The following is a 25,666-nucleotide window of genomic DNA, read 5'->3' on the forward strand; positions in this document are numbered from 1 at the left end:
GCAGCGCGGGTCGCTGCGCACTCTGGCGCGCGGGCAGCCTGGGCGCCTGCGTGTGGATCGGGGCTCAGTCGTCAGCGATGAGGCGTTTGCCGTGCACGAGCACGTCGTTGGTCTCGTAGCCGAGGCCGGAGTAGAAGCCGACGGCGGCGGCGTTGTCCGAACGCACCATGAGCTGCGCCTTCGGACACCCCATGGCCTCGAGCCTACGTTCGGCCTCGGCGACGAGTGCGCGACCCAGCCCGATCCCGCGGTGCTCTGGCGCCGTTGCGAGGTAGTACATCCAGCCGCGGTGCCCGTCGTAGCCTGCCATGACGCTGCCGACGATCTCACCAGGCTCCCGACCACTGACCGTGCCCGCCTGTGCTCCTGGCGCGGTCGGCCCGACCTCAGCTACGAGGAACAGCTCCGGCTGCACGCTGAGCTTCCTCGCGATGTCCGCGCGCGGATCATTCCATGGGCGAGTGAGCCCGCAGACCTCCCACAGCGCGATCGTGCTGTCGGTGTCGGCCGCACAGAACTCGCGGATTGACGCTGCTCCCTCAGTGTTCATCCCAACAAGCTATCTCATGCTTTCGGCGTCGGAAGCTGCTGCCGCGGCTATTCCGCGGTTCTTGCGGGCCGGTCCATGGCGAATGCCAGATGCGGCATGTCGACCCCGCGGTAGTGCTTCACGAAGCGCCCGCGCACGGTCATGCCGAGGCGTATCGCGACGTTCATCGACGCGAGGTTCGTGTCGCGCACCTGAGCGTATACGCGTTCCGCGCCGAGGTTCTCGAACGCATACTCGACGCACGCGGCCGCTGCCTCCGTCGCGTAGCCCTGCCCCCAGTGTGCTCGGTTGAAGAGGTAGCCGACCTCGACTACGTCCTCTCCCATGACCCGCTGCACGGTGAGGCCACACTGCCCGACCATCCTCCCGGCGGAGGCGGAACCGGTGCCTGCGCTGCCCGGTTCACGGAGCGTGACGGCCCAGAGCCCGAAGCCGTCGGTTGCGTAGCGGGAGCGCATCCGCTTGAACCATGCGGCCACCATCGCGTCGTCAAACGGTCCCTCGTAGGCCGTCATTGTCGTCGCGTCTTGCAGGATCGCGGCGAGCTCTGGCACGTCCTGCTCGGTCATTTCGCGGAGCGCAAGGCGGGAGGTGGTGAGGATCACGGCTTCATTGTCGCAGGCGCTGATCGCGGACGCACCCCTTGAGAGGGCGAAGCTACGCGCGGATGAGCGCAGGCAGGTCGGTGAGCGATACCGGCTGTCTTTCAGCCGCTGACGCCCCAACATAGAAGGCGCGCATGCCGAGTGCCCGCGGACCTTCGACGTCTGCCGACCAGTTGTCGCCGACGAACGCAGCGCTGCCCGCGGCAATGCCGTCGTGCGCGAGCACCGCGCGGAAGATTTCGGGGTGCGGCTTGCGCCAGCCGAGTGCGATGGAGGTGAAGACTTCGCTGAAGTGCCCGGCGATGCCGAACCGCTGGAGCATGCGCGGGACGAGTGCCGCATCGTGCGTGTTGCTCACGACGGCGAGCGTGTGGTCTCGGCCGAGGTCAACCAGGCAGTCGACTGCTCCATCCGCGAGACGGATCCCAGCCGTCCAGACATCCAGGTACTCGGCGACGAGCCGCTCGAGCGCCTCCGATGTCGGCGGCAACGTCGTGCACCGGCCGCCGAGCAGCTCGGCGTAGCGCGCAGCAATATCGAGCATCGAGCATTCGCGGCCCGACTCCGCTGCCGCTCCGTCGACCTCGGTCCAGGCGCGCTGCCACGCTGCACTTGCTTCGCTTGGCGTTACAGCGCAGCCGTGACGTTCGGCGAAGTCGAAGGGGGCGTTTCCGGCTGACGGTAGAACGGACGGGTCGTAGTCGACGAGGGTGCCGAAGAAATCGAAGTAGACGTGCGTGGTCATGGGGTGCGCCGGGGCGTGCTCCTGTTCGATGCGTTGAATGGCCGGTTGGGTGGCTATTTCGCGTGGCTCGGACCAGAAGCGCGCAGGAGTGCGCGGATCTCGTCGGCGATGAGGCTGGGCATCGTGAACGGCGCATCGTGTGCGGCGTGCTCCGCGACGATGAGTGTGCTCTGGGGGAGCGCCGCATGAGTGAGCCGCGCGGATTCGTGCATGAGTTTGCGCTCGCGCTGACCGACAACCACCGTCGTCGGTCGTGCGTAGTCGGAGAACGCCCGCGGCAGCTCGAATGCGAGGTTCTCTCCGACGCTTGCGAGCAGCGTTGTTACGCTCAGCGCCTGGCTGTCTCGAACGTACTCCGCGAGATAGGAGCTGGGGACGCCTAACTGTTTGGCCTGCAACTTCGCGAACCACTCAAGCCGTGCGAGCGGGGCCGTGCGTTTGAGTAACGCGAGGGTGGCAGCCCTGGCGGGCGCTGGCCGGGTCTCTGCGCTGACGATGAGCACGGCGCGCACGAGCTCTGGGTACTCGCTCGCGAGCTTGATTGCGAGCTGGCCGCCGAGGGAGAAACCGACAACCACGGCGCCGCGGTGTGCCTGATCGCGAATGAGCTGAGCGATCCGAGCGACCGTTTCTGCGTGTGAGACGTAGTCGATCGATCCGCTCGTGCCGTGACCGGGAAGGTCGGGGACGATGCTTCGCACCTCGCCTGTGAGCTGGGCGAGCACCGGGCGCCACATCCAGCCGGACACGCCGCCGCCGTGGAGCAAGAGCACATCCGATCCGGTTCCCGAAATCATCGTGTTCATACTGCCGAAGCATAACAGCGGCCGAGGGGAGAGGCAGCGGCGCGCGCTTGCGGGCCCACGTGGCGAGCGCAATCGCATACTCGGGCGGGCCTTCCTGCGCAAGAAATCAACCCGCGTTGTGCCGAACATGACGTTGCGTAACGCCGCGTTTCCGAGTGTTTCGCGGCAGCGTGCGGCCGGACGGACGCGTGCGTAACGTTTCCGCCATGACTACTCTCACCGAAGCAACCATCGTCCCCGAGATCACCGCAGACGAGCGTGCCGAGCGGCTCGACGCCGCCGGCGCAGCCTGGATCGCGCGGATCGACGCGAACCGTGACTCATCAAAGCTCACCTACCGTGCCGACGGTGTCGGGGTGGGAAGCGTTGCGACGCAGGTGCGCGCGGGCAAGCACGAATTCGTTATCGACGAGCCAGCACCGCTCGCAGGCGACGACGTCGCCGCGAGCCCGGTCGAGTACGCGCTCGGTGCGCTGGTCGGCTGCCAGGTGGTCGTCTACCGGCTCTACGCCCGAGCCCTGGGGATCCAGGTCGACGACGTCCGTGTGACCGCGGAGGGTGACCTTGACGCGGCGCGCCTCCTCGGCAAGGACGAAACGGTGCGGCCGGGCTTCAGCGCGATCCGCCTCAACGTTGAACTCACCGGCCCGGAGAGCCAGGAACGCTACGAGCAGTTGCGCGACGCTGTCGACATCAACTGCCCCGTCTACGACCTCTTCGCGAACCCGACCCCGGTCTCCGTCACGGTGACCAAGGGAGCGTAGCCGCCGCACCCAGCGCGCACCCCGTAGCATTGGTGCATGGGCTATTCACGTGTGATTTGGGGCATGACTGCCGCGCTTTGGTTGGTCATTGCCGTGCTGTGGTGCGTGTGGTTCGGTTGGGGCGCCGCTGCCGTTGCAATCGTGTTCGCCATTCTGCCTGATGTCGCACTCATAGGAGCCTTCGCTGCGCCTGGCAAGCTCAGGCCCGAGCGCGTGTCCTTCTACAACACGATGCACAGTGTGCCGATCGCTGTTGGGGTACTCGCCATTGGCGTCGCAGTGTTCCTGCTGACGGGCGGGATCAATGGCGGAATCTGGGCGGTGGGCCTCGCCGGCCTCGCATGGTTCGTGCATATCGCGGCGGATCGTGCCTTCGGGTTCGGGCTGCGAGCGGCCGACGGGAGCATTATCCCCGTCGTGTAGTAGCCGCGCTCGCAGCGGCTGCTGCAGTGGTTTGGGGTGAGGCGACATCGCGCCACGCCCGGGAAGATCATCCCGTGGGTGGAGACGTGTCGTACCTGGGTACGACGCGCGGCAGGGGGCCAGGACGCCAAGCTTGATGGGTAAGAGCGTCCGCTCTGCCCGAAAGGCGTTATGACCCCGCTCACTCGACTGAGTCTAAAAAACCGTTTGATCGTTGGCCTCGTGACCCTTGCGGTCGCAGTGCTCGGCATAATTTCGATGGGGGCGCTCAAACAAGAGCTCATGCCCTCGATGAAGGTGCCGATGGCGTATGTCTCGGTGCAGGCAGACGGGCTCGCGCCCGAGGAACTCGTGAAGGCGGTCACCGAACCGACCGAGCAGGCGCTGAAGTCGGTGCCGGGTGTCACCCGCGTCACCTCCGACACGTCGAGCGGCTTCGCAAACATCATGGTCGAGTGGCCGTTTGATGAGGACGCCGAAGAGACGTTGCGCACGATCCGCGCAACGCTCGATGCGCTGAAGCCGAGCTTCCCGAGCGGCGCGCAGTCCGAGGTCTTCTCGGGCGGCGCAGACGACATGCCGGCAATGATGCTCAGCGCGGGAACGTCGGGCGACGAGACCGAGTTCGGCGACGCCCTCGAGCAGAGTGTCGTCCCGGCTCTCCAGGCGCTGCCTGGTGTGCAAAAGGCTGTGCTGTCGGGTCGTGAGGAGCAGCAGATCGTTGTGGATCTGCGCCCAGCCGACGTAGCGAAACTAAAAGTCGAGCCAGCCCTCGTGCAGGCGGCGCTACAGGCGAACGGCGCGAGCCTGCCTGCCGGCCAGGTTGATGGCGATGGGGGATCGATCCCCGTCACGGTTGGCACCGCGCTCAGCACGGTAGAGGAGATTGGCGCGCTGCCGATCGTCACCGAAGACGGCGTCGTGCGGGTCTCGGACTTCGCCGACGTGCGCACCGAGGCGATCCCCGCGCAGACAATCTCGCGGGTGAACGGCAACCCGGCACTCACGCTCCAGATCATGCCTGCGCGCGGCGCGAACGTCGTGCAGATCTCGCACGCCGTCACCGCCGAGCTCGACCGGCAGGCCCCAGGGCTGAAAGCCGAGTTCGTCACGATCTTCGACCAGGCGCCGTTCATCGAGCAGTCGATCCACGACCTCGCCGTTGAGGGTGGCCTCGGCCTCGCCTTCGCTGTGCTCGTGATCCTCGCGTTCCTCGCCTCATGGCGGTCGACGATCATCGCGGCCGTCTCGATCCCGCTGTCGCTGCTCATCACCCTCATCGGGCTACAGGTAACCGACAACACGCTCAACATTCTTACGCTCGGCGCGCTCACCATTGCGATCGGCCGCGTCGTCGACGACTCGATCGTGGTGATCGAGAACATCAGCAGAAGGCGCGGCACCGGCCCGCTCACCATTGAGGGCGTCGTCGCATCGGTGCGCCAGGTCGCGGGAGCAATCACCGCGTCGACGCTCACCACCGTCGCAGTGTTCCTCCCGATCGCGTTCGTTTCGGGCATGGCCGGGCAGCTCTTCCGCCCGTTCGCAATCACCGTGTCGATCGCGCTGCTCGCATCGCTCGTCGTCGCGCTCACGATCGTTCCGGTGCTTGCGTTCTGGTTCATGCAGAAGGCGCCGAAGCGGGCGCACGGTGCAGTTGGTGCCGGGGAAATAGGAGACCTCACCGACGGCGCCGACCCCGACCACGTGCCGTCAGAACTCGACGAGATCCACACCGCGCCAGACCGGTTGCAGCGCGCGATCATGCCGGCGCTGTCGGCGACCCGCCGGCACCCGGTGATCACACTCGTGAGTTCCGCGCTGATCCTCGGGCTCACGCTCGGAATGGCGACGCTGTTGAAGACCGACTTCCTCGGCTCAACGGGGCAGGAAAGCCTGCAGCTCTCGCAGACCCCCACGGAGGGGGCTACCGACCTCGTCGGCGAGGCGGAGCCAGTCGAGCAGGCGCTCGGCAAGGTTTCCGGCGTGCGCGACGTGATGACCACCATTCCCGTCGGCGGCGAAGGCCAGCCGACGATCTCGTACAGCCTGCAACTCGCTGACGGCGCAAACGTCGACACTGTCAGCAGCGCGGTTGAGAAGACGCTCGACGGACTCGACGATGCCGGCGAGCTGCGGCTCGAAACACAGGACGCGTTCGTCGGTGACGCGGGCGGCGGCGGTATTGCGCTCCAGATCCGCGGCAACGATCCGGCCGCGTTGCGCGAGGCGAGCGAACTCCTCGAAAAGGAACTCGCAGACGCGAAGGGTGTGCAGAGCGTATACAGCGACATCAAGGGCGAGCAGCCCATCATGCGGGTGCAGCTCGATGAGGCAAAGGCTGCGCGCCTCGGGTTCGACAGCACGAGCGTCGCGAAGGCGATCCAGGATGCGATGCAGGGCGAGACCATCGGCAGGATCATGCTTGCGGGCTCAGAGCGCGACATCGTGCTGCGCACCCCCGGCACGGAGTACACGCCGGCAAACCTCGGCGAGCTCCTGCTGCCCGTCACCCCGCAGCAGACCGCGCTCGCGCAGAAGGCCGCAAGCGATGTGCTCCAGGACAAGGCAGAGGCCGAAGCCGAAGAGGCGCGGCTGAAGGGGAACAACGAACTCAGCAATCAGATCGCCGAGGCCGGAAACCAGCGCGCCGAGCTCGTGCAGCAGCTCGGAGACCTCAACGCACAGCTCGCTGAGCTCTCGAAGCTGCCAGTCGTGCCGTACCCGCCGCTCGACCCGAAGGATGTGGGCAAGCAGAAGGCCGAGCAGGAACGCGCCGAGATGCTCGCGGGCATTCAGGGCGCGATCGCAGGCGCCGAAAGCGGGATCGCAGGCATCGACGAGCAGATCGCGGCGCTCCGGCAGAGCCAGAGCGATATGGCGCAGCAGCTTGTCGATCAGCAGGCAGCCGAAGCCGAGACGAAGGCCGCGACCGAAGTCAAGGGCACGCCGCTGAAGCTGTCTGAGATCGCGACCGTCGAGGAGGAACAGACCGCTCCGGTGATCATCCGTGAGGATGGTGAACGCCAGGTCGTGCTCTCAGTGACGCCAAAGACCGGCCAGCTCGATGCCGCCAACCGCGCCGTTGATAAGGCCATTGCGACGACCGACCTGCCAGCAGGCGTGAGCTTCCAGCTCGGCGGCGTGAGCGCTGAGCAAGACGAAGCGTTCGGCCAGCTCGGCATCGCGATGCTCGCGGCAATCATGCTCGTACTGCTCGTGATGGTCGCGACGTTCCGCAACTTCCGCGGGCCGCTCGTGCTGCTCATCTCGATCCCGTTTGCAGCAACGGGCGCGATCCTCGGGCTGCTCCTCACCGGGGTGCCGCTCGGGCTCCCGGCGCTCATCGGCCTCCTCATGCTCATCGGCATCGTGGTGACCAACGCGATCGTGCTCATGGACCTCATCAACAGGCTCCGTGACAGCGGCGCAACACTCGATGAGGCAGTCGAACACGGCACAAGACTCAGGCTCCGGCCGATCCTCATGACCGCCGCGGCGACGATCTTCGCGCTCGTGCCGATGTCGCTCGGGCTCACCGGCGGCGGTGTGTTCATCTCGCGCCCACTCGCGATCGTCGTCATCGGCGGGCTCGTCTCGTCGACGCTGCTCACGCTCATCCTCGTACCCGTGCTCTACACGCTGGTCGAGCGCAGGCGCGAACGCAAGGTCGAAAAGCGCGCTGCGAAGCGTGAAGCTCGAGAGGCCGCTCGCGCGGCCAAGCTCGAAGGCGGTGCAGTCAGTGATGGGCCCGACGACATTACCGAGGTGCTCGAGCTCGGCGATAGCTCGCTGCCCGAGCGCGGCGGCGAATAGTCGGACTCGGGGAAGATGTCGACCGAGGCTCCTCCTCTCCGCGGGCGCTCAGCCAGAGTCTGAGCCCTGCCTCCGAGTACGCACCCTGCTTCGGGATGGACGGTGCGTACTCGGAAGCGGCACATGTTCTCGCGAGGCCCTTCAGCCCAGGCCGGGTTAGCCAAGGTCGGAGAGCGCGGACATGACCCGCGACATCACCTGCCGCTGGGCTCCATTCAGCTGTTCAAACGCGAGCTCGGTGACAAGCGGGGTATCGACCGCCGGCCCCGTTTCGATCTCGGCGAGCTCGGCATGGTTGGGGTGCTCAGTAATAAAGGCGCGCATCGCCGAAGTGAGCACGGTAGACAGCTGCGTGATCTCTGACTCGCTGGCATCCGTAGGTAATCGCATCACCTCACGCTCTAGGCTGTGCATCTCGGGGGGCAGGTTCGCGAGCGTGTCGGCGATGGCCGAGATGTAGTGCGTCGGCGTGAGATGACCGAGCACGACCGCGAGGTCTCGGTTCACCCTTGCAGAGTGGACGCTGTCGTCGGGGCCCGCGCCGGTCGCCGGCTCCCTGACGGGCGTCACTTGGCCGCCCCGCAGCGCGCCATACAGGGCCGCCGCAGGTGGGGCGAGGTCGGGCGGGCCGCCGTCGCGCAAGATCGCATCGACCTCGGCCCGCACCCGAGTGAGCTCCGCGATACGCGCGTCGAGTTCGCTCCGCAGGTCGGTGAGGTGCGCCTCACCTGCGGAGGTGTGCGCTGGGGCGTTTTCGCTGGAACGTTCGTGGTCGATGATCTCTGCCACCCGTTCGAGGCCGAAGCCCAGCGCGGTGAGGCGCTTGATGCGCAGCACGAGCACGAGGTGCTGACCGGTGTACTCCTTGTACCCGTTCGCGCGGCGAGCGGGGGCAGGCAGCAAACCGAGATCGTGCCAGTGGCGGATCGCGCGGAGACTCACCCCCGCGAGCTCTGCAAGCTCCCGTGTGCTCCAAGGCATGGGGTTACACCTCCGTGTTCGGCGGTTGCGGCGAATGCGAAGACTGCTGCTCGGTGGGCGGCAAGCCCTGCGCTACGGGGAGACTACCCTGTGGAGTCGAGGGGGTGCCCAGTGGGACTGTATCGAGCGAGCGGAACGCCGGGGCAACGAGCGCAGCGAGCATCGCCAGCGTGACGAGCGCCCCAACCGAGAGGCCGGCGGCGACGAGGCCGAAACCGGCAGCAAGTGCGGCTATTGGCGTGAGGAGTACCGCCGGGGCTCCGAGCATGACCGCGTTCTGAGAGCTGAGCACCCTGCCGCGCAACTCGTTGGGGATTGCCTCGATCTGTACCACGCCCAGGAGCGCCGAGAACGGGCCGCTCGTGAGACCGATCCACACCGTCGCGGCGAGCACGACCCACGGCGAGGCGAGGGTGCCGAGGGCGAGGAAGCCGATCACCGATCCGCAGACACTCACGATGAACCACGTGCGTCGCGAGACGCGGCCAACCGTGGCCGCGTACACGCCCGCTCCGACGATGCTGCCGAGCGCGATACCGAAGATCACGAGCCCGGTGAGGCCGGGGAGGTCAACTTCTGTGAAGTACGCAGGGAGAACCACGACCTGCAGCGCGGTCAGCACCACGACAGAGAGCGCCGATAGCGCCGTCGCGCCGAGCACCAGCCGGTGACCGAGCAGGAACTTCCAACCCTCGAGTAGGTCGTGCAAGACGCCAGTAACGCCAGCGGCGCCCGGGCGCTGTGACGGGTCAGCGGCGTCCGGTGAACCGCTCTGCCCGGCGGTGCTCGCGAGCACAGTACCGATGTCGCGCGGGAGCGTGAGCGTCACCAGGGCGGCCGCGAGACTGGTGCCAGCGGTGATCCACATCGCCGCAGAACTCACGCCGGCCAGCCACACGATCAGCCCACCGAGTCCCGGGCCCACGATCAAGAGCACTCCGCTCAGCGCCTCACGTACGCCGACCAGGCGATCGAGTGCTCCCGACTGCGCGTGCTGGTGTGCGACAAGCCGTGGCAGCATGCTCTCGCGTGAAGTGAGCCCCGGCACGTCCCCAAACGCCCCAAACACCCCGAGCGCGACAAACCAGGTGAGGTTGAGCCCCCATACCGCGTCGACGATGGGAAGCGCCGCGACCGACAACGCGGACAGCGTGTCGCTGATGATCGAGACAGTGCGACGATTGAAGCGATCAACGATGACGCCCGCAAAGACGCCAATAACCGCGCCGACGCCCGTAGTTGCGGTGGCGACAATCCCGGCGGCAAGCACGTCACCGGTCTTCGCGAGTACGAGCAGCGGAAACAGCACCGAGGCGATGCCGTTACCAAGCAGGGAGAGGCAGTAGGAACCAAAGTACGCGAGAGTGTGTCTTGTCATACACCCATCAAAAACCGTGCCGCCGCGGCACAGTCAAGTGGGCACAGTCAAGTGGGCGCAGTCACGCGGTCGCAGGACTGTGCCCCTGCCACGCACCGCGCCGCCGGTAGTGTTGCCCTCATGTCTCTCCCACCGCCTCGCGCACACGCACAGCCGCTCCGCCAGCAGCCCATCGCGGGTGAGTACGGCGGCTCCGTCGCGGCGGGTTGGCGGCAGCTCACCGTGTGGGGAAGGGCATGGCGGGTCGCAGCGGGGATGCTCGCAGCGCTGGTGGCGGGGAGGGCGCTGCAAAACCTTATCGTCTGGCAGTGGCTGGGCAACGGATACTACCTGCCGGGGTTGGCCACCCTCATCATCTCGCTGCTCCTCCCAGTGATTGTCTGCGCGGCGCTCGCCGCAGTGCTCCAACGCTGGCTCGCCCGTTTCCAGCCGCTCACGCAGGTGGCACTGTTCGGCGCGAGCGCGTGCGTGGGAGCCGTGCTGCTGAACGCATTGCTCTGGTCGCCGATGCTGCTCTCGGGGGCGAGCCAAGGAACCGGCGGGTGCGGGGCTGCGGGGGCCTGCTTCGAACAGTTCTGGCAGATGACGGTCTTGTTTGCCGGGAGGTCCCTCCCGATCCTGATCGTCGCTGCGCTGGGCTACGGCCTCGCACTCGCATCCCTTGCCCCGCGGGGGCGGTGGCTCGCGCTCGCCGCAGCGGTCGTCGCAGCACTGCTTGGCGCGTGGGCCGTAGTGGGAACACTCGTGCGAGCTGGCGGCGCGGGGTAGCGCAGCGCAGAACGGCGCGGGCTAAGGGATCGGAAACGATCCACGCGGTAGTGTGTGGGAATAATCTGCGCGAGCTTTGCGAAAACGGGAAGGATACGGCGTGCACCTGAAAAGCCTGACCCTCCGCGGCTTCAAGTCCTTCGCGCAGCCGACGACCTTTCAGTTCGAACCCGGGGTCACCGCGATCGTCGGGCCGAACGGCTCGGGCAAGTCGAACGTCGTTGACGCGCTCGCGTGGGTCATGGGCGAGCAGGGAGCGAAGACCCTGCGCGGCGGCAAGATGGAAGACGTCATCTTCGCCGGAACCTCGACCCGCGGGCCCCTCGGCCGCGCGGAGGTGCGGCTCACGATCGACAACTCCGACGGTGCGCTCCCCATCGAGTACACCGAGGTGACGATCAGCCGGATCCTGTTTCGCAACGGTTCGAGCGAGTACGCGATCAACGGCGAATCCTGCAGGCTGCTCGACGTGCAAGAGCTGCTGAGCGACTCCGGCCTCGGCCGCGAGATGCACGTCATCGTCGGCCAGGGCCAACTCGACACGGTGCTCAGGGCCACGCCGGAGGATCGCCGCGGCTTCATCGAGGAGGCCGCGGGCATCCTCAAGCACCGCAGGCGGAAGGAGCGAACGCTCCGCAAGCTCGACGCGATGGAGACGAACCTCACGCGGCTTAATGACCTCGCGGGTGAGATCCGCCGCCAGCTCAAGCCACTCGGCAGGCAGGCTGAGGTCGCGAGGCAGGCGCAGGGCATCGCGGCTGAGGTGCGCGACGCGAAGGCGAGACTGCTCGCCGACGACGTCACGCGGCTGCGAACCGAGCTGGCGAGCCTCGCCAAGGACGAGTCCGAGCGCCACTCTGAGCGGATCGTGCTGCAGGAGCAGGTCGAGCAGAAGCAACTGCGGATCGAACGCCTCGAACACGAGCAGCAGGGAGACGAGCTCGATGCGGCCCGCCGCGTCACCTTCGCGCTCGAGAGCTCGCAGTCGAAATTGCGCGGGCTGTTCGCCCAGGCGCAGCAGCGACTCACTTTCCTCGCGACGCAGTCAGAAGCGCCCGATCAGGTTTCCCTCACGAGCCGATCCGCCGTCGACGAGGCGCGCGAGGAGGCCCACGAACTCGCAGGGCTCATCCCAGAGCGCGAGGACGCGTGGCGGGCGGCCGAGCAGGCGACGCGGCGCGCGCAGCAGTCCCTCGACGCGGTCGACGAGCACATCCAGGAGCAAGCTGAGCTCGTCTCGAAGCACGACCTCGAGCTCTCCGCGCTCAGGGGGCGCGTCGACGCCGCCGAACAGAAGCGAACGACGATCGCGGCCGAGCTTGAGCGGCGCACGCAGGCGGTCGAGCAGGCCGAGACGCGAGCGGCAGCGGCGCAGGCCGAACTCACGGCGTTCGAGGCCGAGAGCGAGTCCGCCGAGCTGCCAGAGGGCGGCCTCGACGGCGCGTACCGCGCAGCCCAGGAACGAGAGACGGCAGCCGACGCCGGGGTCGACGAGCTCCGCGGCACGCTCCACGCGCTCGAGCAGGAAGCCGCGGGTCTCGAAGCGCGAGTGAGCGCACTCGCGCGATCCCTCGACCAACGCGACGCCTCTGGCGCGCTGCTCGCCGAGTCTCAACCGGGAATCATGGGCCGCGTCGCCGACCACGTGCGGGTGCGTGAGGGGTACGAGGCTGCGGTTGGGGCGGCGCTGGGCCAGTTCGCGGACGCGCTGCTCGTCGACACCGCTGAGATCGCAGGATCCGCCGTCGAGGACGCGAGGGATCGCGATCTGGGCCGGCTGCGCGCCGTAATTGCTCGCGCGGGTTCTGCTCTGGAAGACGCCGGGCGTGCGCCGGCGGACGCTGCGAAGGCGCCCAAGGCGGCGCCGGTGATTGACGGCCTCGTTGCGGTCGCCGACGTGCTCCTCGACGCGCCCGCTGGCGTGCGCGGCCTGCTCGCCAGAAGCTTCGTCGCGCGCGACACGGCGGCCGCGGTGCGCGGCGCCGCCGAACTCGCGCGAGCCTTCGCTGGCGGGGGATTCACCGTCGTCACAGCCGAGGGAGACGTGCTCACCGAGCACACGCTCTCTGGTGGATCGGGTCTCGCGCCATCGCGCATCGAACTCACCGCCGACCTCACCGAGGCCAGGCGGCGCATGGCAGAGGTCGAGACAGAGGTTGCAACGGCAGCCGCCGCGCTCGCCGAGCAGCGCGAGCTCGTCGCCAGGTTGAAGGCCGAGAGCCGCGCCGCGTACGCCGAGCTGCGCGAGGCCGACGCGCGCCTCGCCGAGCACGCGCGCCGCCGCCAACAGCTCGTTGTGCGCGCGGAGGCGACGCGCTCCGAAGCTGAGCGAGCGGCGACGGCGCTCGCGGGCGTCAGCGGCTCAGAAGACGAAGCCACAGAACAGGCCGCCAGCGCCGTCCGCGCATTCCAGGAAGCCGAGTCGAAACCGCGCCCCATCCTCGACGCGAGCCAGCGTGATGGTTTGCTCGCCGAGGTGGACCAGGCGCGCTCGCTCGAGATAGAGGCGCGACTCGCCTTCGAGACCGCGAAGGAGCGGGCCCGCGCAGCTGAGAGCCGCAGCGTCGCAGTCGCCGAGCAGTTCGAGGCCGAACGCCGTGCCGCAGAGGAGGCCGCGAGGCGCGCTGTGCTCCGCGCCAGGCAGGTCGCGCGGGCCGAACGCGTCGCGGCTGCGCTCCCCGACATCCTCGACGCCTGCGACCGCTCACTCTCGGAAGCGCGCACCCAGCAGCAGGCAGCCGAGCAGGAGCGCGCCCGCAACAGCCAGGAGCTCACACTGCTGCGCTCTGAAGAGTCCGAGGTGCGCACTCGGCTGCAGTCACTCACCGAGCTCGTGCACGGCGCAGAGCTCAAAAGCTACGAGCGTAAGCTGCAGCTCTCTTCGCTACTCGAGCGCGCGGGCAACGAGCTCGGACTCGTCGAAGACGTGCTCGTCGCGGAATACGGGCCGGACAACGGTATCCCCGTCGAGCGCGACGGGGATCCGTCGCAGGCACAGAGCGAGAACGGTGCAACGTCGAGCTCTGTTTCCCCCGATCCTGGCAACGGTGTCGGGACGCTCGAAGAGCAACTGGCCGCAGAGCTTGGCCTGACCGAGCCAGCAAGTGGCGACGACGATGCAGCGGGGGAGCATGCGCAGGCTGACGGCGTGCCGGCACCGACAGAGACCGGTGCGCGCCAAACGATCCCGTTCGTTCGTGCCGAGCAGGAGCGCAGGCTCGCAAAAGCCGAGCGCCGCCTGTCCGAGCTCGGGCGCATCAACCCGCTCGCACTCGAGGAGTTCGCGGCCCTCGAACAGCGCCACAAGTTCCTCGTAGAACAGCTCGGCGACCTCACGAAGACGCGCGCCGACCTGCGCCAGATCATCGAAGAGCTCGACGAACACATGCAGGGCATCTTCGCCGCAGCCTTCGAAGACACGCGCGCGGCGTTTGCCGAGGTGTTCCCGATCCTGTTCCCCGGCGGAACGGGCGAGATCGCGCTCACAAACCCCGACGAGCTGCTGACGACAGGCATCGAGATCTCCGTGCGGCCGGCAGGCAAGAAGGTCGAACGGCTGTCGTTGCTTTCCGGCGGTGAGCGTTCCCTCGCGGCCGTCGCCCTGCTCGTCGCGATCTTCCAAGCGCGACCGAGCCCGTTTTACATCATGGACGAGGTCGAAGCGGCGCTCGACGACGCCAATCTCGGGCGTCTGCTGCACGTGTTCGAGCGGTTGCGGGAGACCTCGCAGCTCATCGTCATCACGCACCAGAAGCGCACGATGGAGATCGCTGATGCGCTCTACGGTGTCTCGATGCGGCGCGACGGAATCTCGGCGGTCGTCGGGCAGCGCCTCGGGGCAGAGGCATAGCGGCGCCGTCGCGCGTCAGCCCGAAACGTAACCAAACACCCGTGTTGCAACTCTGCAACATTACTGCGCAAATCTTCTGTTGCGGGCTAGCCTTCGATGCAAACGGCCCGAACGGGCTCAAACGCAACTGAGAGGTGCTGGTGATGAGGTTTCACGCACGCAAAACGACCGCTGCGCTCGCGCTCCTGACAGTCGCCGCGCTCGGCCTCGCTGGCTGCGCAACGGACGACGGCGACGCTGGTTCGACTGGCGACAGCGCGAGAGACACAGGCCCGCTGAAAATTGGGACGCTGCTGCCGCAGTCGGGGACACTGGCGCACCTGATCTACGGCCCGCAGGCAGCAGTCAAGCTCGCCATGGCGGAGATCAATGAAGCGGGTGGTGTGCTCGGCCAAGACGTTGAGCTCGTCGTTGAGGGCAACGAGTTTGATCCATCGGATCCCACCATCATCAACAAGAGCATCGACGACATCATCGCCGCAAGCCCCTCCTTCGTGCTGGGCGCCATGGGCACAGGCAACACGAACGCGGCGATGCCGCGGCTGAGCGAGGCCGGCATCCTCATGGGGTCGCCCTCGAATACCGGCGTCCAGCTCTCCGGGATCAACGACTACTACTTCAGGACAATCGCCTCGGACATCATTCAGGGCAAGGCGCTCGCCAATCTCGTGTTGCAGGACGGGCACACACGAGTCGCCATGCTTGCGCAAAACAACGACTACGGGATCGGGCTTCGCGACAACTTCCAGGAGACGCTCGAGGCGGCCGGTGCAGAGCTTGTGTATGGCGCGAAGGGGGCAAGCGAAGAATTCCAGGAGACCCAGACCGCGTTCGCGCCCGAAGTGACGGGAGTGCTCGCGCTCGACCCGGAGGCGCTTGCGATCGTCAGCTACGAGGAGGCCATGCAGATCATTCCCGAGCTCGCGGCGCAGAACTTCGACCTCACGAAGCTCTACCTCGTCGACGGAAACACAATCCCGTACCCCGAGTTTGACGATGGGCTGCTCGAGGGAGCGCAGGGCACCACGCCTGGCCGTGCGACAGAAGGTGACTTCCTCGACGCGCTAGTTGCCGCGGACAGCAACGCGACTCGGAGCACCAACTTCGCCCCAGAAGCCTACGACGCCGTGCTGCTCGTCGCACTCGCGGCCGAACGTGGCGGCGGGACAGACACCGAAACGATTCTCGAGAACCTGAGGTCGGTGTCGGGCGCTGACGGTGGCGCGACCTGCGGAACCTACGCCGCGTGCCTCGAACTGCTGCAGGACGGGCAGGACATCCACTACGAGGGACAGGCCGGTGGCGGGCCACTCACAGCAGAGAACGAACCAGAGTCCGCCCTCATCGGCATCTACCGGTTCGACGAGACCAACACGCCCATCGCCGTCGGGGAGATCGAGGGATAGCGCGACGGAACCCACACCGCGACCGGTCATCGCTACATCGCTACATCGCTACATCGCTACATCGCGGCACCGCGCACTCGGTGGTGCCGCGATGTAGCGTTGCTTGGAGGTCGCGATACCGCCTGATCTGGCTTTGTGACGTCGCAAATCTCCCGCACAGGGATAGTCGAAATCTAACAAGTTAGTCTCGGGCTGGTTGATAGTCTCCACAAGGAGTTCGCGCGGCATTACGCTACGAAAGTACGGTCCCAAAGGTGGGGCCTACCAAAACGTATGGAAAGGCGTAGCCAATGAGGGTTTACTCCAAGAAGACTGCCGGTGCGGTCGCACTGTTTGCCGGCGCAGCACTCGTGCTTTCAGCGTGTGCCACGGGCACCGACACCGCCCCCGACGACACTCCATCGGGGAGCAGCGACGGCGCACTGCGCATCGGCACACTGTTGCCACAGACCGGAACGCTCGCGCATCTCATTTTCGGCCCGCGTGCGGCGGTAAAGCTCGCGATGCAGGAGATCAACGACGCCGGTGGCGTGCTCGGCCAGGATGTTGAACTCGTCGTCGAAGGCAACGAACACGACGCCTCAGATCCCACGATCATGAACAAGAGCGTCGACGACATCATCAAGGCAGACCCCGCGTTCGTCCTCGGAGCGATGGGCACAGGCAACTCGAACGCTGCAATGCCGCGTCTCACCGAAGCCGGGATCCTCATGGGGTCGCCCTCGAACACCGGCATCGCAATGTCAGGGATCAACGACCTGTACTTCCGTACGATTGCCTCCGACATCATCCAGGGCCGCGCGCTTGGCAACCTGGTGCTGCAAGACGGCAACACCACCGTCGCAATGCTCGCGCAGAACAATGACTACGGCATCGGGCTGCGCGACAACTTCCAGGAGACGCTTGAGGAGGCTGGCGCTGAGCTCGTCTACGGCGCGAAGGGGTCTGGCGAGGAATTCCCAGAGGGACAGACGACCTTCACCTCTGAGGTCACCGCAGCGCTCTCGAAGAAGCCAGACGCCATCGCGATCGTGAGCTACGAAGAGGCGAAGCAGATCATCCCAGAGCTTGCGTCGCAGAACTTCGATCTCTCGAAGCTTTACCTTGTCGACGGCAACACTGTTCCGTATGAAGAGTTCGACGACGGCCTCCTCGAAGGCGCTCAGGGCACAACGCCCGGCCGCGCATCGAAGGGTGAGTTCCTCGACGCACTCGTCGCTGCAGACAGTACTGCCACGCAGAGCACGAACTTCGCGCCTGAGTCCTACGACGCCGTCATGCTCGTCGCGCTCGCAGCCCAGAAGGGTGGCGGCACCGACACCGACACGATCATTGCGAACCTCGCAGCGGTCTCCGGAGCTGACGGTGGCGAAACCTGCGACACCTACAAGGACTGCCTCGCACTGCTCGAAGACGGCAAGGAGATCCACTACGAGGGCCGCGCAGGCAGCGGCCCGCTGACCGACAAGAACGAGCCGTCGTCAGCGCTCATCGGTATCTACAAGTACGACGCGACGAACACGCCAGTCGCGGTTGGTGAGATCGAGGGATAACCCAACGCTCAACCCACACGCAACAACGCCGGTGGCCCCGGCTCCTTGATTGGAGTCGGGGCCACCGGTGTTGTGCCGCGACGCAGGCGCCTGTGCCTTGCGCACGCGCCTGTGTCTCGTGCAGGCGCCTGAGACTTGCGCACGCGCCTGCGCCTCGTGCACGCGCCTGAGACTCGTGCAGGCGCCTGCGCCTCGTGCACGCGCCTGAGACTCGTGCAGGCGCCGCCGTCACTGTGACGGCGACGCCTGCAGATGAGAGCGCGTTAGTGCGGCTATGCTTCCCCAGGAAGCACGACGCGCTGCGCCGCGGTGTTCGACTCCACGTCCGTGGCGAGTGTGCCGAGGTAGAGCTCGATCACCTTTGGATCGTTCGCGAGTTCCCGGCCCGTACCCTGGTGTGCGTTCGTGCCCTGATCGAGCACATATGCGCGGTCGCAGATCTGCAGGCAACGCCTCGCGTTCTGCTCGACCATGACGATCGTCACACCGGTTTGGTTGATCTGCCTGGTACGAATAAACGTCTCGTCTTGCCGCACAGGGGAGAGCCCGGCGCTTGGCTCATCAAGCAGCAGCACGCTGGGTTCCGTCATGAGCGCTCGCGCCATCGCGACGGACTGTCGCTCGCCGCCAGACAGTGAGCCGGCGAGTTGCTTGCGTCGGTCGGCGAGCATCGGGAAGAGATCCCAGATCTCCGCGATGCGGCTCGCAAAGCGCTTTGGCTTGAGGAACAAGCCCATCTGCAGGTTCTCTTCGATCGACAGCGTTTGGAATACGTTGTTCGTTTGGGGAACGAAACCCACTCCCATACGCACAAGATCCGTCGTCTTCGCCTTCGTGACGTCGTCTCCGTCGAGTACGACCGAGCCGCCGCGAATATTGACGAGACCGAAAAGCGACTTCAGTAGCGTCGACTTTCCCGAGCCGTTCGGCCCGATGATCCCGACGAGTTCTCCCCGGTGTGCGGTGATGTTGCAGCCGTTCAAAATGTTGATCCCGGGAAGATATCCGGCGACGAGATCCGTGGCCTGCAACACGACCTCATCTGAGATCGTAGCTCCGGCCCCGAATGCTCCTGCTTGTGTTTGGCCCGTTGGCTCCACACCGCTCATCGTGCCTCCTCCTTGATTTCGTCTTCGATCGTTCGCATCATCTCGGTGTTGATGACGTCGCCGAGATCCTGATCGTGGTGCGCGCCGAGGTAGGCGTCGATCACCGCTCGGCTCCCCATGACATCCTCGGGGAGTCCTTCCGCGATGATCTTGCCCTGGGCCATCACGATGACCCAGTCCGAGATATGCCTCACCATGTGCATGTCGTGTTCGACAAACAGCACCGTTGTGCCCTCATCGCGCAACGTCTCAATGTGCTCAAGCAGGCTCTGCGTGAGCGCTGGGTTGACGCCAGCCATCGGTTCGTCGAGCATGATCATCGAGGGGTTCGACATCAGCGCCCGCGCCATTTCCAATAGCTTCTTCTGCCCACCTGAGAGGCCGCCGGCCATGTCGTTGCGCTTCGCATCGAGCTTGAACCGGCGGAGAAGCTCCTCCGCCCGCTCAATGTTCTCCCGCTCCCGCTTTGCCCACAGCGGCTTCACGAGCCCGACGAACAGATTCTCACCCGGCTGGTTCGCAGCACCAATGAGCATGTTCTCGAGCACGGTCATGCGTGTGAGCGCCTTCGTGAGCTGAAACGTGCGGATCATGCCGCCACGTGCGACCCGTGTCGCACTCGTGCGGGTGAACGACTTGCCGTCGAACGACCAGCTCGCCCGGTCTCTGCCAGACGCTGGCGTTGGCTTGTCGAAGCCGGTGAGGAGGTTAAAGAACGTAGTCTTCCCTGCACCGTTCGGACCGATGAGCGCCGTAATCGTTCCCCGCTGAACTTCGACGTGATCCACGTCAACCGCTGTCATGCCTCCGAAGCGGCGCACCACGCTATCTGCGACGAGGATTGGATCGGGCTTCTTCGCCCCGGGTCGCTGTTCGAGACCAGCGAGATTCGCGCGCAGTTCAGCGCGGTCATAGGGATAGTTAGTCATTGAAGGCCAACTCCTTCTTGTTGCCGAGTATGCCTTGCGGTCTGAATATCACGAGCAGCATGAGCATGAAGCCGATGAGGATCCACGCAAGGATCTCCGCCTGCTGCGCGTTCAGGATGCTCGCTGGCACGAACTCAGAAGCGACGCTCGTGATCACCAAGCGCACGACGAAGAACAGAATCGCGCCAAGCAGCGGGCCGAGAATGGTGGCCGCGCCGCCAAGCAGCAGGATCATCCAGAGGTTGAACGTAGTCGCGCGCGACATCCCGTCTGGGTTGATGGTCGCCGGCAGCGACATGATGATGCCGCCGAAACCGCCCATGACTCCGCCGATGATGAGCGCCTGGAGCTTGTACGAGAAGGGGCTCTTGCCGAGGCTGCGAACCGCGTCTTCGTCTTCACGGATTCCCTTGAGCACGCGGCCCCACGGGCTACGGATGAGCAGCCAGGTGATGAGGAGGAAGAGTGCGACGAGTGCCCACGCGACAATTCGAGACCACCAGTCGTCGACGCCGGTGTTGAAGTAGTCGAGCCCCAGGACGGTGGTTCGGCCCTCCGGCAAGGGGGAGAGCGCGTTGAACTGCTCACGGAACCGTGTGCTCTGGATTCCGCTTGGCCCACCAGTGATGTGGCTGATGTTGGCGAGGCGGGCGGTCATCCGGAGAATCTCGGCCGCGCCGATCGTCACGATGGCAAGGTAATCACCCCTGAGCTTGACCGTCGGGATGCCAAGAAGGAGCGCGAACGCGGCTGACGCCGCCATTGAGATGAGCAGCGCGGGAAAGAGTCCCACCCCGTTCATGACGGAGATCACGAAGCCGTATCCGCCGACTAGCATGAAGCCCGCCTGGCCAATGTTCATGAGCCCGGTGAAACCAAAGTGGATGTTGAGCCCGATGGCGGCTATCACGAAAGCCGCGGTTACGGGAGAGAGCGCAGTCTGCAGCATTGCCTGCAGGAGTCCTGTCCAAAAGTCCATGGCGTTATCCGATCCGTTCCTTGCGACCGAAGAGGCCTTGCGGCCTCACCAGCAGTACCACGATGAGAATGAGCAGCGCGGCAGCGTGCTTGAGATCGCCGGGCAGCCAGATGTTCGCCATCTCGATGACGAGCCCGATGATGAGCGCGCCGACGATCGCCCCAAAAGTCGTGCCGATCCCGCCGAGAATGACGGCGGCGAAGAGCAGCAGCAGGTAGTGCCAGCCGGTGTTCCAAGCGATTCCGTTAAGCACGAGCCCGAGCAACATGCCCGACAGGCCTGCGAGCGAGACGCCAACGGTCCAGACGGAGCGAATGACGCGATCCACGTCGATGCCCGATGCCTCTGCCAGTGGGCGGTTGTCTGCCACCGCACGCGTTGCCCTACCAAACCTCGTGTACTTCATCACCAGTGCGACGGCGATGATCGCGACGAGCGCGATGCCCATTGCGATGTAGGACTGCACGGTGAGAGTGACGCCGAGCAGCGTGACCGTCTTCGGAGTGGATGGGTCGATCCGCAGGATGTTCGCGCCGAAGAAGAACTGGAAGATGTTCTGCAGCACGATCGAGAAGCCGATCGAGACGATCATCATCTGGGTGAGGCTCAACCGTTTCTTCCGCAACGGTTTCCAGAGCACCGCGTCTTGGAACCACCCAAATGCTGCCATCACGATGACCACGATGGCTCCGGAGACCCAAATGTTTCCGGTGAGCTGCATCGCCAAGAACGCGAGGATGCCGCCGAGCGAGAGCATTTCGGCGTGGGCGAAGTTGGAAAGCCCGGTCGTGCCGAACACCAGTGACAGGCCGACGGCGCCGAGTGCCAGCAGGAGTCCCATGCGCAGGCCCGAAGCCGCCTGTTGCCAGAACCGGGGCCAGAAGCTGTTGCCAGAGGCGCTCGGCGTGGTCTCGGGGTTTGCTTCTTCGCCCGCCCCAGTGCCGGTTTCGGTTCCGGTTTCTGTGCCGGTGGTGGGTGGCGTTGCTATGGCAGCCTCGTCGGGGTTATCGGTCAGAGGGAACAGGGCGCTTGCTGATTCAAAGAGCGCGACCCGAACGTCTCGGGTTGACGTTGCTTTCGCGTACTGACCGTCTGGGAGCGAATCAGTATTCACGGTCACCGTGTATTCGCCGGCCTCGGTGATGGGAAAGCTCCAACGACCGTTCGCGTCTGTCGACGCTGCTTCTTGCACCCCCTTACCGGTGAGTTCAAGCTCGACGTCGACAGCGGGGTCACCGGCTGTTGTTTTGATGATGCCCTGCACACAACCCGTTGTCGCGTCTGGTGTGCAGTCCGCGGCGTGAGCCGGCAGTGCCTGAAAAGACAACGCAAAGAAGCTCATCATGAGAGCAAGCAGTGCGATGGCGGAGGCGCGCATGGGTATGCGGCTCCGAATTGTTCCGTGGTTCACTTGACCTCCATTGGTCCGCGCATCGCCACATGCGCGTGTGTTCAAGCTTCGTTGCTGTCTCCACAGAATATACAAGGGAGATGCCTGTCTGCGGGGCTTTTTGCGACACCGAACGGCATCGTTGCCGATACGCAACATCGGGGGACTGCGTTCGCAGGTTGTACTTGTCGCTAGTCTTAGAGGCATGGCAGAAAAGGCTTGGTCGTTTGCTCGTGCGTTTCGCAATGTCTTTGGTGGCGCCTCCGAGACGATCACCGAGGAAACGTGGGATGACGTAGAGACCGCGCTGCTCACGGCCGACTTCGGACCGGAGATCTCCGATTCGATCCTCAGCGACGTCCGTGCATCGGTCGAACGGCACAGAGTGAGCGAGGTCTCCGAACTCCAGCGCATCCTCAGGGAGACGCTCGAGGAGCGCCTCGCGGCCTTCGATCCGACCCTGAAGCTGACCGAGCATCCTGCGGTGATATTGGTCGTCGGGGTGAATGGCGTCGGGAAGACAACAACGATCGGCAAGCTCGCGAACTACCTCACGCGATTCGACAAGCGGATCATTGTTGGCGCGGCCGACACCTTCCGTGCTGCGGCCGTCGAGCAGCTCTCGACCTGGGCGGAGCGCGCCGGGGTCGCTATCGTGAAGCCGCAGCAGCAGGGGCAGGATCCAGCATCCGTCGCGTTCCAGACCGTGCAGCGCGCGATCGATGAGGACCTCGATATCGCGATCATCGACACCGCTGGCCGGTTGCAGACCAAGGGTGGGCTCATGGATGAGCTCGGCAAGATCCGCCGCGTCATCGAGAAGCTCGCCCCCGTATCCGAGGTGCTGCTTGTCCTCGATGCTACGACCGGGCAGAACGGGCTGGCCCAGGCGCAAGCGTTCATTGAGCACGCCGGGGTTACGGGCCTCGTGCTCACGAAGCTTGACGGCTCAGCAAAGGGAGGCTTCGTGCTTGCGGTGCAGGAACACACGCAGCTCCCGATCAAGCTCGTGGGTCAGGGCGAGGGGATCGGCGACCTCACCGGCTTTACGCCCCACGTGTTTGCGGCGCAGCTCGTCTCTTAGTCGCACTAAGGGCTGCTAGAGCGAGGTACGCGACGCGCCCGATCCGCCCCGAGCGAAAACTGACCGCTGAGTACAAAGAAGTGGGCTATGGTTACTGGTGAGGCCTGACGGCCGAGCCACAGCGCGACCGCCGGACCGAAACCGTGCCCTAATGGGTGGGCACGAATCTCGAGAAAGGCAGAACCATGCAACAGCTCACCGTGCTCGGCACAGGAGTACTCGGCTCGCAGATCATCTTCCAGTCCGCATACGCGGGCAAGGACGTTGTCGCCTACGACATCAACGATGAGATCCTGCAGAAGCTTCCCGAGCGCTGGGAGTACCTCAAGGCCGCCTACCGCAGGGACATCGCCGATGCGACCGACGAAAAGCTCGACGCAGCGGTTGCCCGCATTCGTGCGACGGCTGATCTCGCCAACGCTGTAGGCGACGCAGACCTCATCATCGAGGCGGTCCCTGAGCGCCTCGACATCAAGCAGCAGACGTGGGAGGCCGTCGCAGCGGTCGCCCCAGAAAAGACGATCTTCGCAACGAACTCCTCCACGCTGCTTCCGAGTGACATTGCTCCGTTCACCGGCCGCCCCGAGAAGTTCCTTGCGCTGCACTTCGCGAACGAGGTGTGGAAGTTCAACGTCGGCGAGGTCATGGGTCACCCCGGAACCGACGCAGACGTGTTCGAGCAGGTCGCAACATTCGCTGAGGAAATCGGTATGGTGCCGATCCGGATCCACAAGGAGCAGCCGGGCTACGTGCTGAACTCGCTGCTCGTCCCGTTCCTGAACGCAGGCGCGCAGCTCTTCGTGAAGGGCATCGCCGAGCCGGCTGACATCGACAAGACCTGGAAGATCGCGACCGGCGCGCCAGCTGGCCCCTTCGAGATTTACGACGTCGTCGGCATGATGACGCCGTACCACCTGAGCAAGGACTCCGACGATCCCGTGATGCGTGAGTTCGCCGAGATTCTGAAGCGCGATTACATCGACAAGGGCTACCTCGGGAAGGGCGCGGGTCGCGGCTTCTACGACTACCAGTAGTCCCCGCGCTGGCGGCTAGCGGCCGCGGCCCTCGCTGCCACTGGCGGATAGCCGCCGCTCAACGAAGTCCGTGTCAGTTTGGGCGCATTTTCCCCGGAAACTCCGGGTGTTGATGGCCAAACTGACACGGACTTTTGGGTGTCCGGGGTTGAAGCAAGAGAGAATCAGCCCACAGGGATCCTGTCCGGTCCCGTGCGCCCCGAAGTGTTGTGCACAGGCGCGCTCGGACAAGAGATTTATCCCGGAACGTTGTCTGGAGCGCCACGGCGGGTGCGCAAGCCTCACCCTGGAGTGATGGAACCTCCGCAGTCGCAGTCGCAGTCGCAGTCGCAGTCGCTTGCGCGTCTGCCCGCTGTGTTCTCGGCGGCGCAGGCCCGACGAGCGGGCGTGCGAGCGGACCGGCTGCCGGCCTCGGACGTGACGAAGCTTGCCAGGGGTGTCTATACGCGCCTTGATGACTTCGAGAGTGGGCCGGGTGCCACCAGGTCCTACGGTGCACGCACATTTCTGCGGCGAGGAGCGCACCAGCCGGACTCAACTCCCTTGAGCGAGCACCCGGATGTGGCCTGGCGCCGAAGCCAGATAGAGCGGGCGCTTCTCCTGAGCGACGTCCTTCCCACTGGCGGCTTCTTCTGCCATCACACGGCCGCAGCGGTCTGGAATCTGCCAGTTCCCGCGCGCCCGACCCCGGCGCTCGACCTCGGCTACCTCAGCCCCGCACGCGGAAGCCGAAAGCGCGACTTTCTTGCGCACCACTTCGTCGCGGGCTCCGTCGGGGTGACAAGCCACCAGGGGGCTCCGCTGACGGACCCAGCCACAACCTGGGTCCTTCTTGCCGCCGGGCTGCCACGCCGTGCCGCGGTCGCGCTCGGTGATGCGGTGATCCACACACCGCGGTTCCCGGGCACAACGCGGCTCAAGCGAGCGCCGCTCGGCACGCTCCAGGAAATTCAGCGATTGGTCGAACGGCCGCACCGGCGGGGAAGAGCGCGCCTTTCAACGCTCATGGGGCTGCTGTTCGAGGGTGCGGCTTCGCCTCCCGAATCGCACCTGCGGCTGCTGCTCCACGACTGGGGGATGCCGCCGCCGGAACTCGACTACGACGTCTGCGATAGTCAGGGGAGGCTCCTCGGGTGCAGTGAACTCGCATTTCCTGGCGCTCGGCTCGCGCTCGAGTACGAGGGCGACCACCACCGGGTGGACGCGCGCCAGTGGAACCGGGACATCGAGAAGTACCGTGCCTACGCCGAGAACGGCTGGGAGGTGCTGCGGGTGACCGCTGAGCTGCTCTACCGGCAGCCGGAGAAACTGCGGGCGCAGATTGCGGAAGCACTCGCGCGCAGAAAAGCCCAGTAGCGGCGCGCGCCCCCGTCGCGCGCCCCCGCGCAGCGTCGCGCCGAACTTGCTGTCACTTTGGGCGCGGAATCCTGGAAACCGGCCGGGTTTGATGCCCAAACTGACAACGAGTCGCGGGGGAGTCCGTGGGGGAGTCCGAG

General features: G+C 65.6%; 20 protein-coding genes. 10 read left to right on the plus strand and 10 right to left on the minus strand.

The genetic code is table 11. The features are described 5' to 3' along the window. Positions 1 to 64: 64 nt before the first annotated feature. From SD72_RS08565 to SD72_RS08580, 4 genes are read right to left on the minus strand one after another with little or no spacing between them, the layout of a single operon-like run. Positions 65 to 550, minus strand: coding sequence for a GNAT family acetyltransferase (locus tag SD72_RS08565; RefSeq protein WP_042544021.1), 486 nt, complete (start codon positions 548 to 550; stop codon positions 65 to 67). A gap of 47 nt (positions 551 to 597) precedes the next feature. Next, positions 598 to 1,155, minus strand: a complete 558-nt coding sequence (locus SD72_RS08570) for a GNAT family N-acetyltransferase (protein WP_042544022.1) — start codon at positions 1,153 to 1,155, stop codon at positions 598 to 600. Positions 1,156 to 1,207: 52 nt separating this feature from the next. Next, on the minus strand, positions 1,208 to 1,900 hold the full coding sequence (locus SD72_RS08575) for an HAD family hydrolase (RefSeq protein ID WP_042544023.1): 693 nt from the start codon (positions 1,898 to 1,900) through the stop codon (positions 1,208 to 1,210). Positions 1,901 to 1,953: 53 nt separating this feature from the next. Then, complete coding sequence (locus SD72_RS08580) at positions 1,954 to 2,706, minus strand: alpha/beta fold hydrolase (protein WP_042544024.1); 753 nt, start codon at positions 2,704 to 2,706, stop codon at positions 1,954 to 1,956. Between the two features lie 206 nt (positions 2,707 to 2,912). On the opposite strand from SD72_RS08580, the gene SD72_RS08585 reads away from it, so the two are divergent. From SD72_RS08585 to SD72_RS08595, 3 genes are all read left to right on the plus strand, one after another. After that, positions 2,913 to 3,470 (plus strand): OsmC family protein, encoded by a 558-nt coding sequence (locus SD72_RS08585; RefSeq protein ID WP_042544063.1) that lies wholly within the window; start codon positions 2,913 to 2,915, stop codon positions 3,468 to 3,470. 36 nt (positions 3,471 to 3,506) lie between these two features. After that, positions 3,507 to 3,893 (plus strand): DUF4260 family protein, encoded by a 387-nt coding sequence (locus SD72_RS08590; protein ID WP_042544025.1) that lies wholly within the window; start codon positions 3,507 to 3,509, stop codon positions 3,891 to 3,893. Positions 3,894 to 4,064: 171 nt separating this feature from the next. After that, positions 4,065 to 7,709, plus strand: coding sequence for an efflux RND transporter permease subunit (locus SD72_RS08595; protein WP_042544026.1), 3,645 nt, complete (start codon positions 4,065 to 4,067; stop codon positions 7,707 to 7,709). A 156-nt stretch (positions 7,710 to 7,865) separates the two neighbouring features. Here SD72_RS08595 and SD72_RS16945 read toward each other — a convergent pair whose 3' ends face one another. Together SD72_RS16945 and SD72_RS08605 are read right to left on the minus strand one after the other, a co-directional pair. Next, on the minus strand, positions 7,866 to 8,690 hold the full coding sequence (locus SD72_RS16945) for a helix-turn-helix domain-containing protein (protein WP_052492562.1): 825 nt from the start codon (positions 8,688 to 8,690) through the stop codon (positions 7,866 to 7,868). Between the two features lie 4 nt (positions 8,691 to 8,694). Further along, positions 8,695 to 10,068, minus strand: a complete 1,374-nt coding sequence (locus tag SD72_RS08605) for an MFS transporter (protein ID WP_042544027.1) — start codon at positions 10,066 to 10,068, stop codon at positions 8,695 to 8,697. Between the two features lie 120 nt (positions 10,069 to 10,188). Between SD72_RS08605 and SD72_RS08610 the strand changes: the two genes are divergently transcribed. From SD72_RS08610 to SD72_RS08625, 4 genes are all read left to right on the plus strand, one after another. Beyond that, positions 10,189 to 10,836, plus strand: coding sequence for a hypothetical protein (locus SD72_RS08610; protein WP_042544028.1), 648 nt, complete (start codon positions 10,189 to 10,191; stop codon positions 10,834 to 10,836). A gap of 100 nt (positions 10,837 to 10,936) precedes the next feature. Continuing rightward, the gene (locus SD72_RS08615; RefSeq protein ID WP_042544029.1) at positions 10,937 to 14,686 is read left to right on the plus strand and encodes an AAA family ATPase; all 3,750 of its coding nucleotides are present in this window, start codon (positions 10,937 to 10,939) and stop codon (positions 14,684 to 14,686) included. A 143-nt stretch (positions 14,687 to 14,829) separates the two neighbouring features. Next, complete coding sequence (locus SD72_RS08620) at positions 14,830 to 16,092, plus strand: ABC transporter substrate-binding protein (RefSeq protein ID WP_042544030.1); 1,263 nt, start codon at positions 14,830 to 14,832, stop codon at positions 16,090 to 16,092. A 290-nt stretch (positions 16,093 to 16,382) separates the two neighbouring features. Further along, complete coding sequence (locus tag SD72_RS08625) at positions 16,383 to 17,645, plus strand: ABC transporter substrate-binding protein (RefSeq protein WP_042544031.1); 1,263 nt, start codon at positions 16,383 to 16,385, stop codon at positions 17,643 to 17,645. A gap of 272 nt (positions 17,646 to 17,917) precedes the next feature. Here the strand turns inward: SD72_RS08625 and SD72_RS08630 are convergent, their stop codons facing one another. The 4 genes from SD72_RS08630 to SD72_RS08645 are packed head-to-tail and all read right to left on the minus strand — an operon-like array spanning position 17,918 to position 22,073. Then, on the minus strand, positions 17,918 to 18,754 hold the full coding sequence (locus SD72_RS08630) for an ABC transporter ATP-binding protein (RefSeq protein ID WP_084767009.1): 837 nt from the start codon (positions 18,752 to 18,754) through the stop codon (positions 17,918 to 17,920). Continuing rightward, positions 18,751 to 19,683, minus strand: a complete 933-nt coding sequence (locus SD72_RS08635) for an ABC transporter ATP-binding protein (protein ID WP_042544032.1) — start codon at positions 19,681 to 19,683, stop codon at positions 18,751 to 18,753. Before SD72_RS08635 ends, SD72_RS08630 begins: the two co-directional genes overlap by 4 nt. Then, complete coding sequence (locus tag SD72_RS08640) at positions 19,676 to 20,662, minus strand: branched-chain amino acid ABC transporter permease (protein WP_042544033.1); 987 nt, start codon at positions 20,660 to 20,662, stop codon at positions 19,676 to 19,678. Before SD72_RS08640 ends, SD72_RS08635 begins: the two co-directional genes overlap by 8 nt. A 4-nt stretch (positions 20,663 to 20,666) precedes the next feature. Continuing rightward, a complete protein-coding gene (locus tag SD72_RS08645; RefSeq protein WP_232299702.1) occupies positions 20,667 to 22,073 on the minus strand; it encodes a branched-chain amino acid ABC transporter permease in 1,407 nt (468 codons plus the stop codon). Positions 22,074 to 22,257: 184 nt separating this feature from the next. On the opposite strand from SD72_RS08645, the gene ftsY reads away from it, so the two are divergent. The 3 genes from ftsY (at position 22,258) to SD72_RS16950 (ending at position 25,526) form a co-directional block, all read left to right on the plus strand. Next, positions 22,258 to 23,136 (plus strand): signal recognition particle-docking protein FtsY, encoded by an 879-nt coding sequence (gene ftsY, locus SD72_RS08650; protein WP_042544035.1) that lies wholly within the window; start codon positions 22,258 to 22,260, stop codon positions 23,134 to 23,136. Positions 23,137 to 23,321: 185 nt separating this feature from the next. Then, positions 23,322 to 24,170: a 3-hydroxyacyl-CoA dehydrogenase gene (locus SD72_RS08655; protein ID WP_042544036.1), complete on the plus strand. Its 849-nt coding sequence runs from the start codon at positions 23,322 to 23,324 to the stop codon at positions 24,168 to 24,170. A 543-nt stretch (positions 24,171 to 24,713) separates the two neighbouring features. Further along, the gene (locus SD72_RS16950) at positions 24,714 to 25,526 is read left to right on the plus strand and encodes a hypothetical protein (RefSeq protein ID WP_157000519.1); all 813 of its coding nucleotides are present in this window, start codon (positions 24,714 to 24,716) and stop codon (positions 25,524 to 25,526) included. Positions 25,527 to 25,666 lie beyond the last annotated feature (140 nt).

The organism is Leucobacter komagatae (assembly GCF_000834055.1).
GTDB classification, from domain to species: Bacteria; Actinomycetota; Actinomycetes; order Actinomycetales; family Microbacteriaceae; genus Leucobacter; species Leucobacter komagatae_A.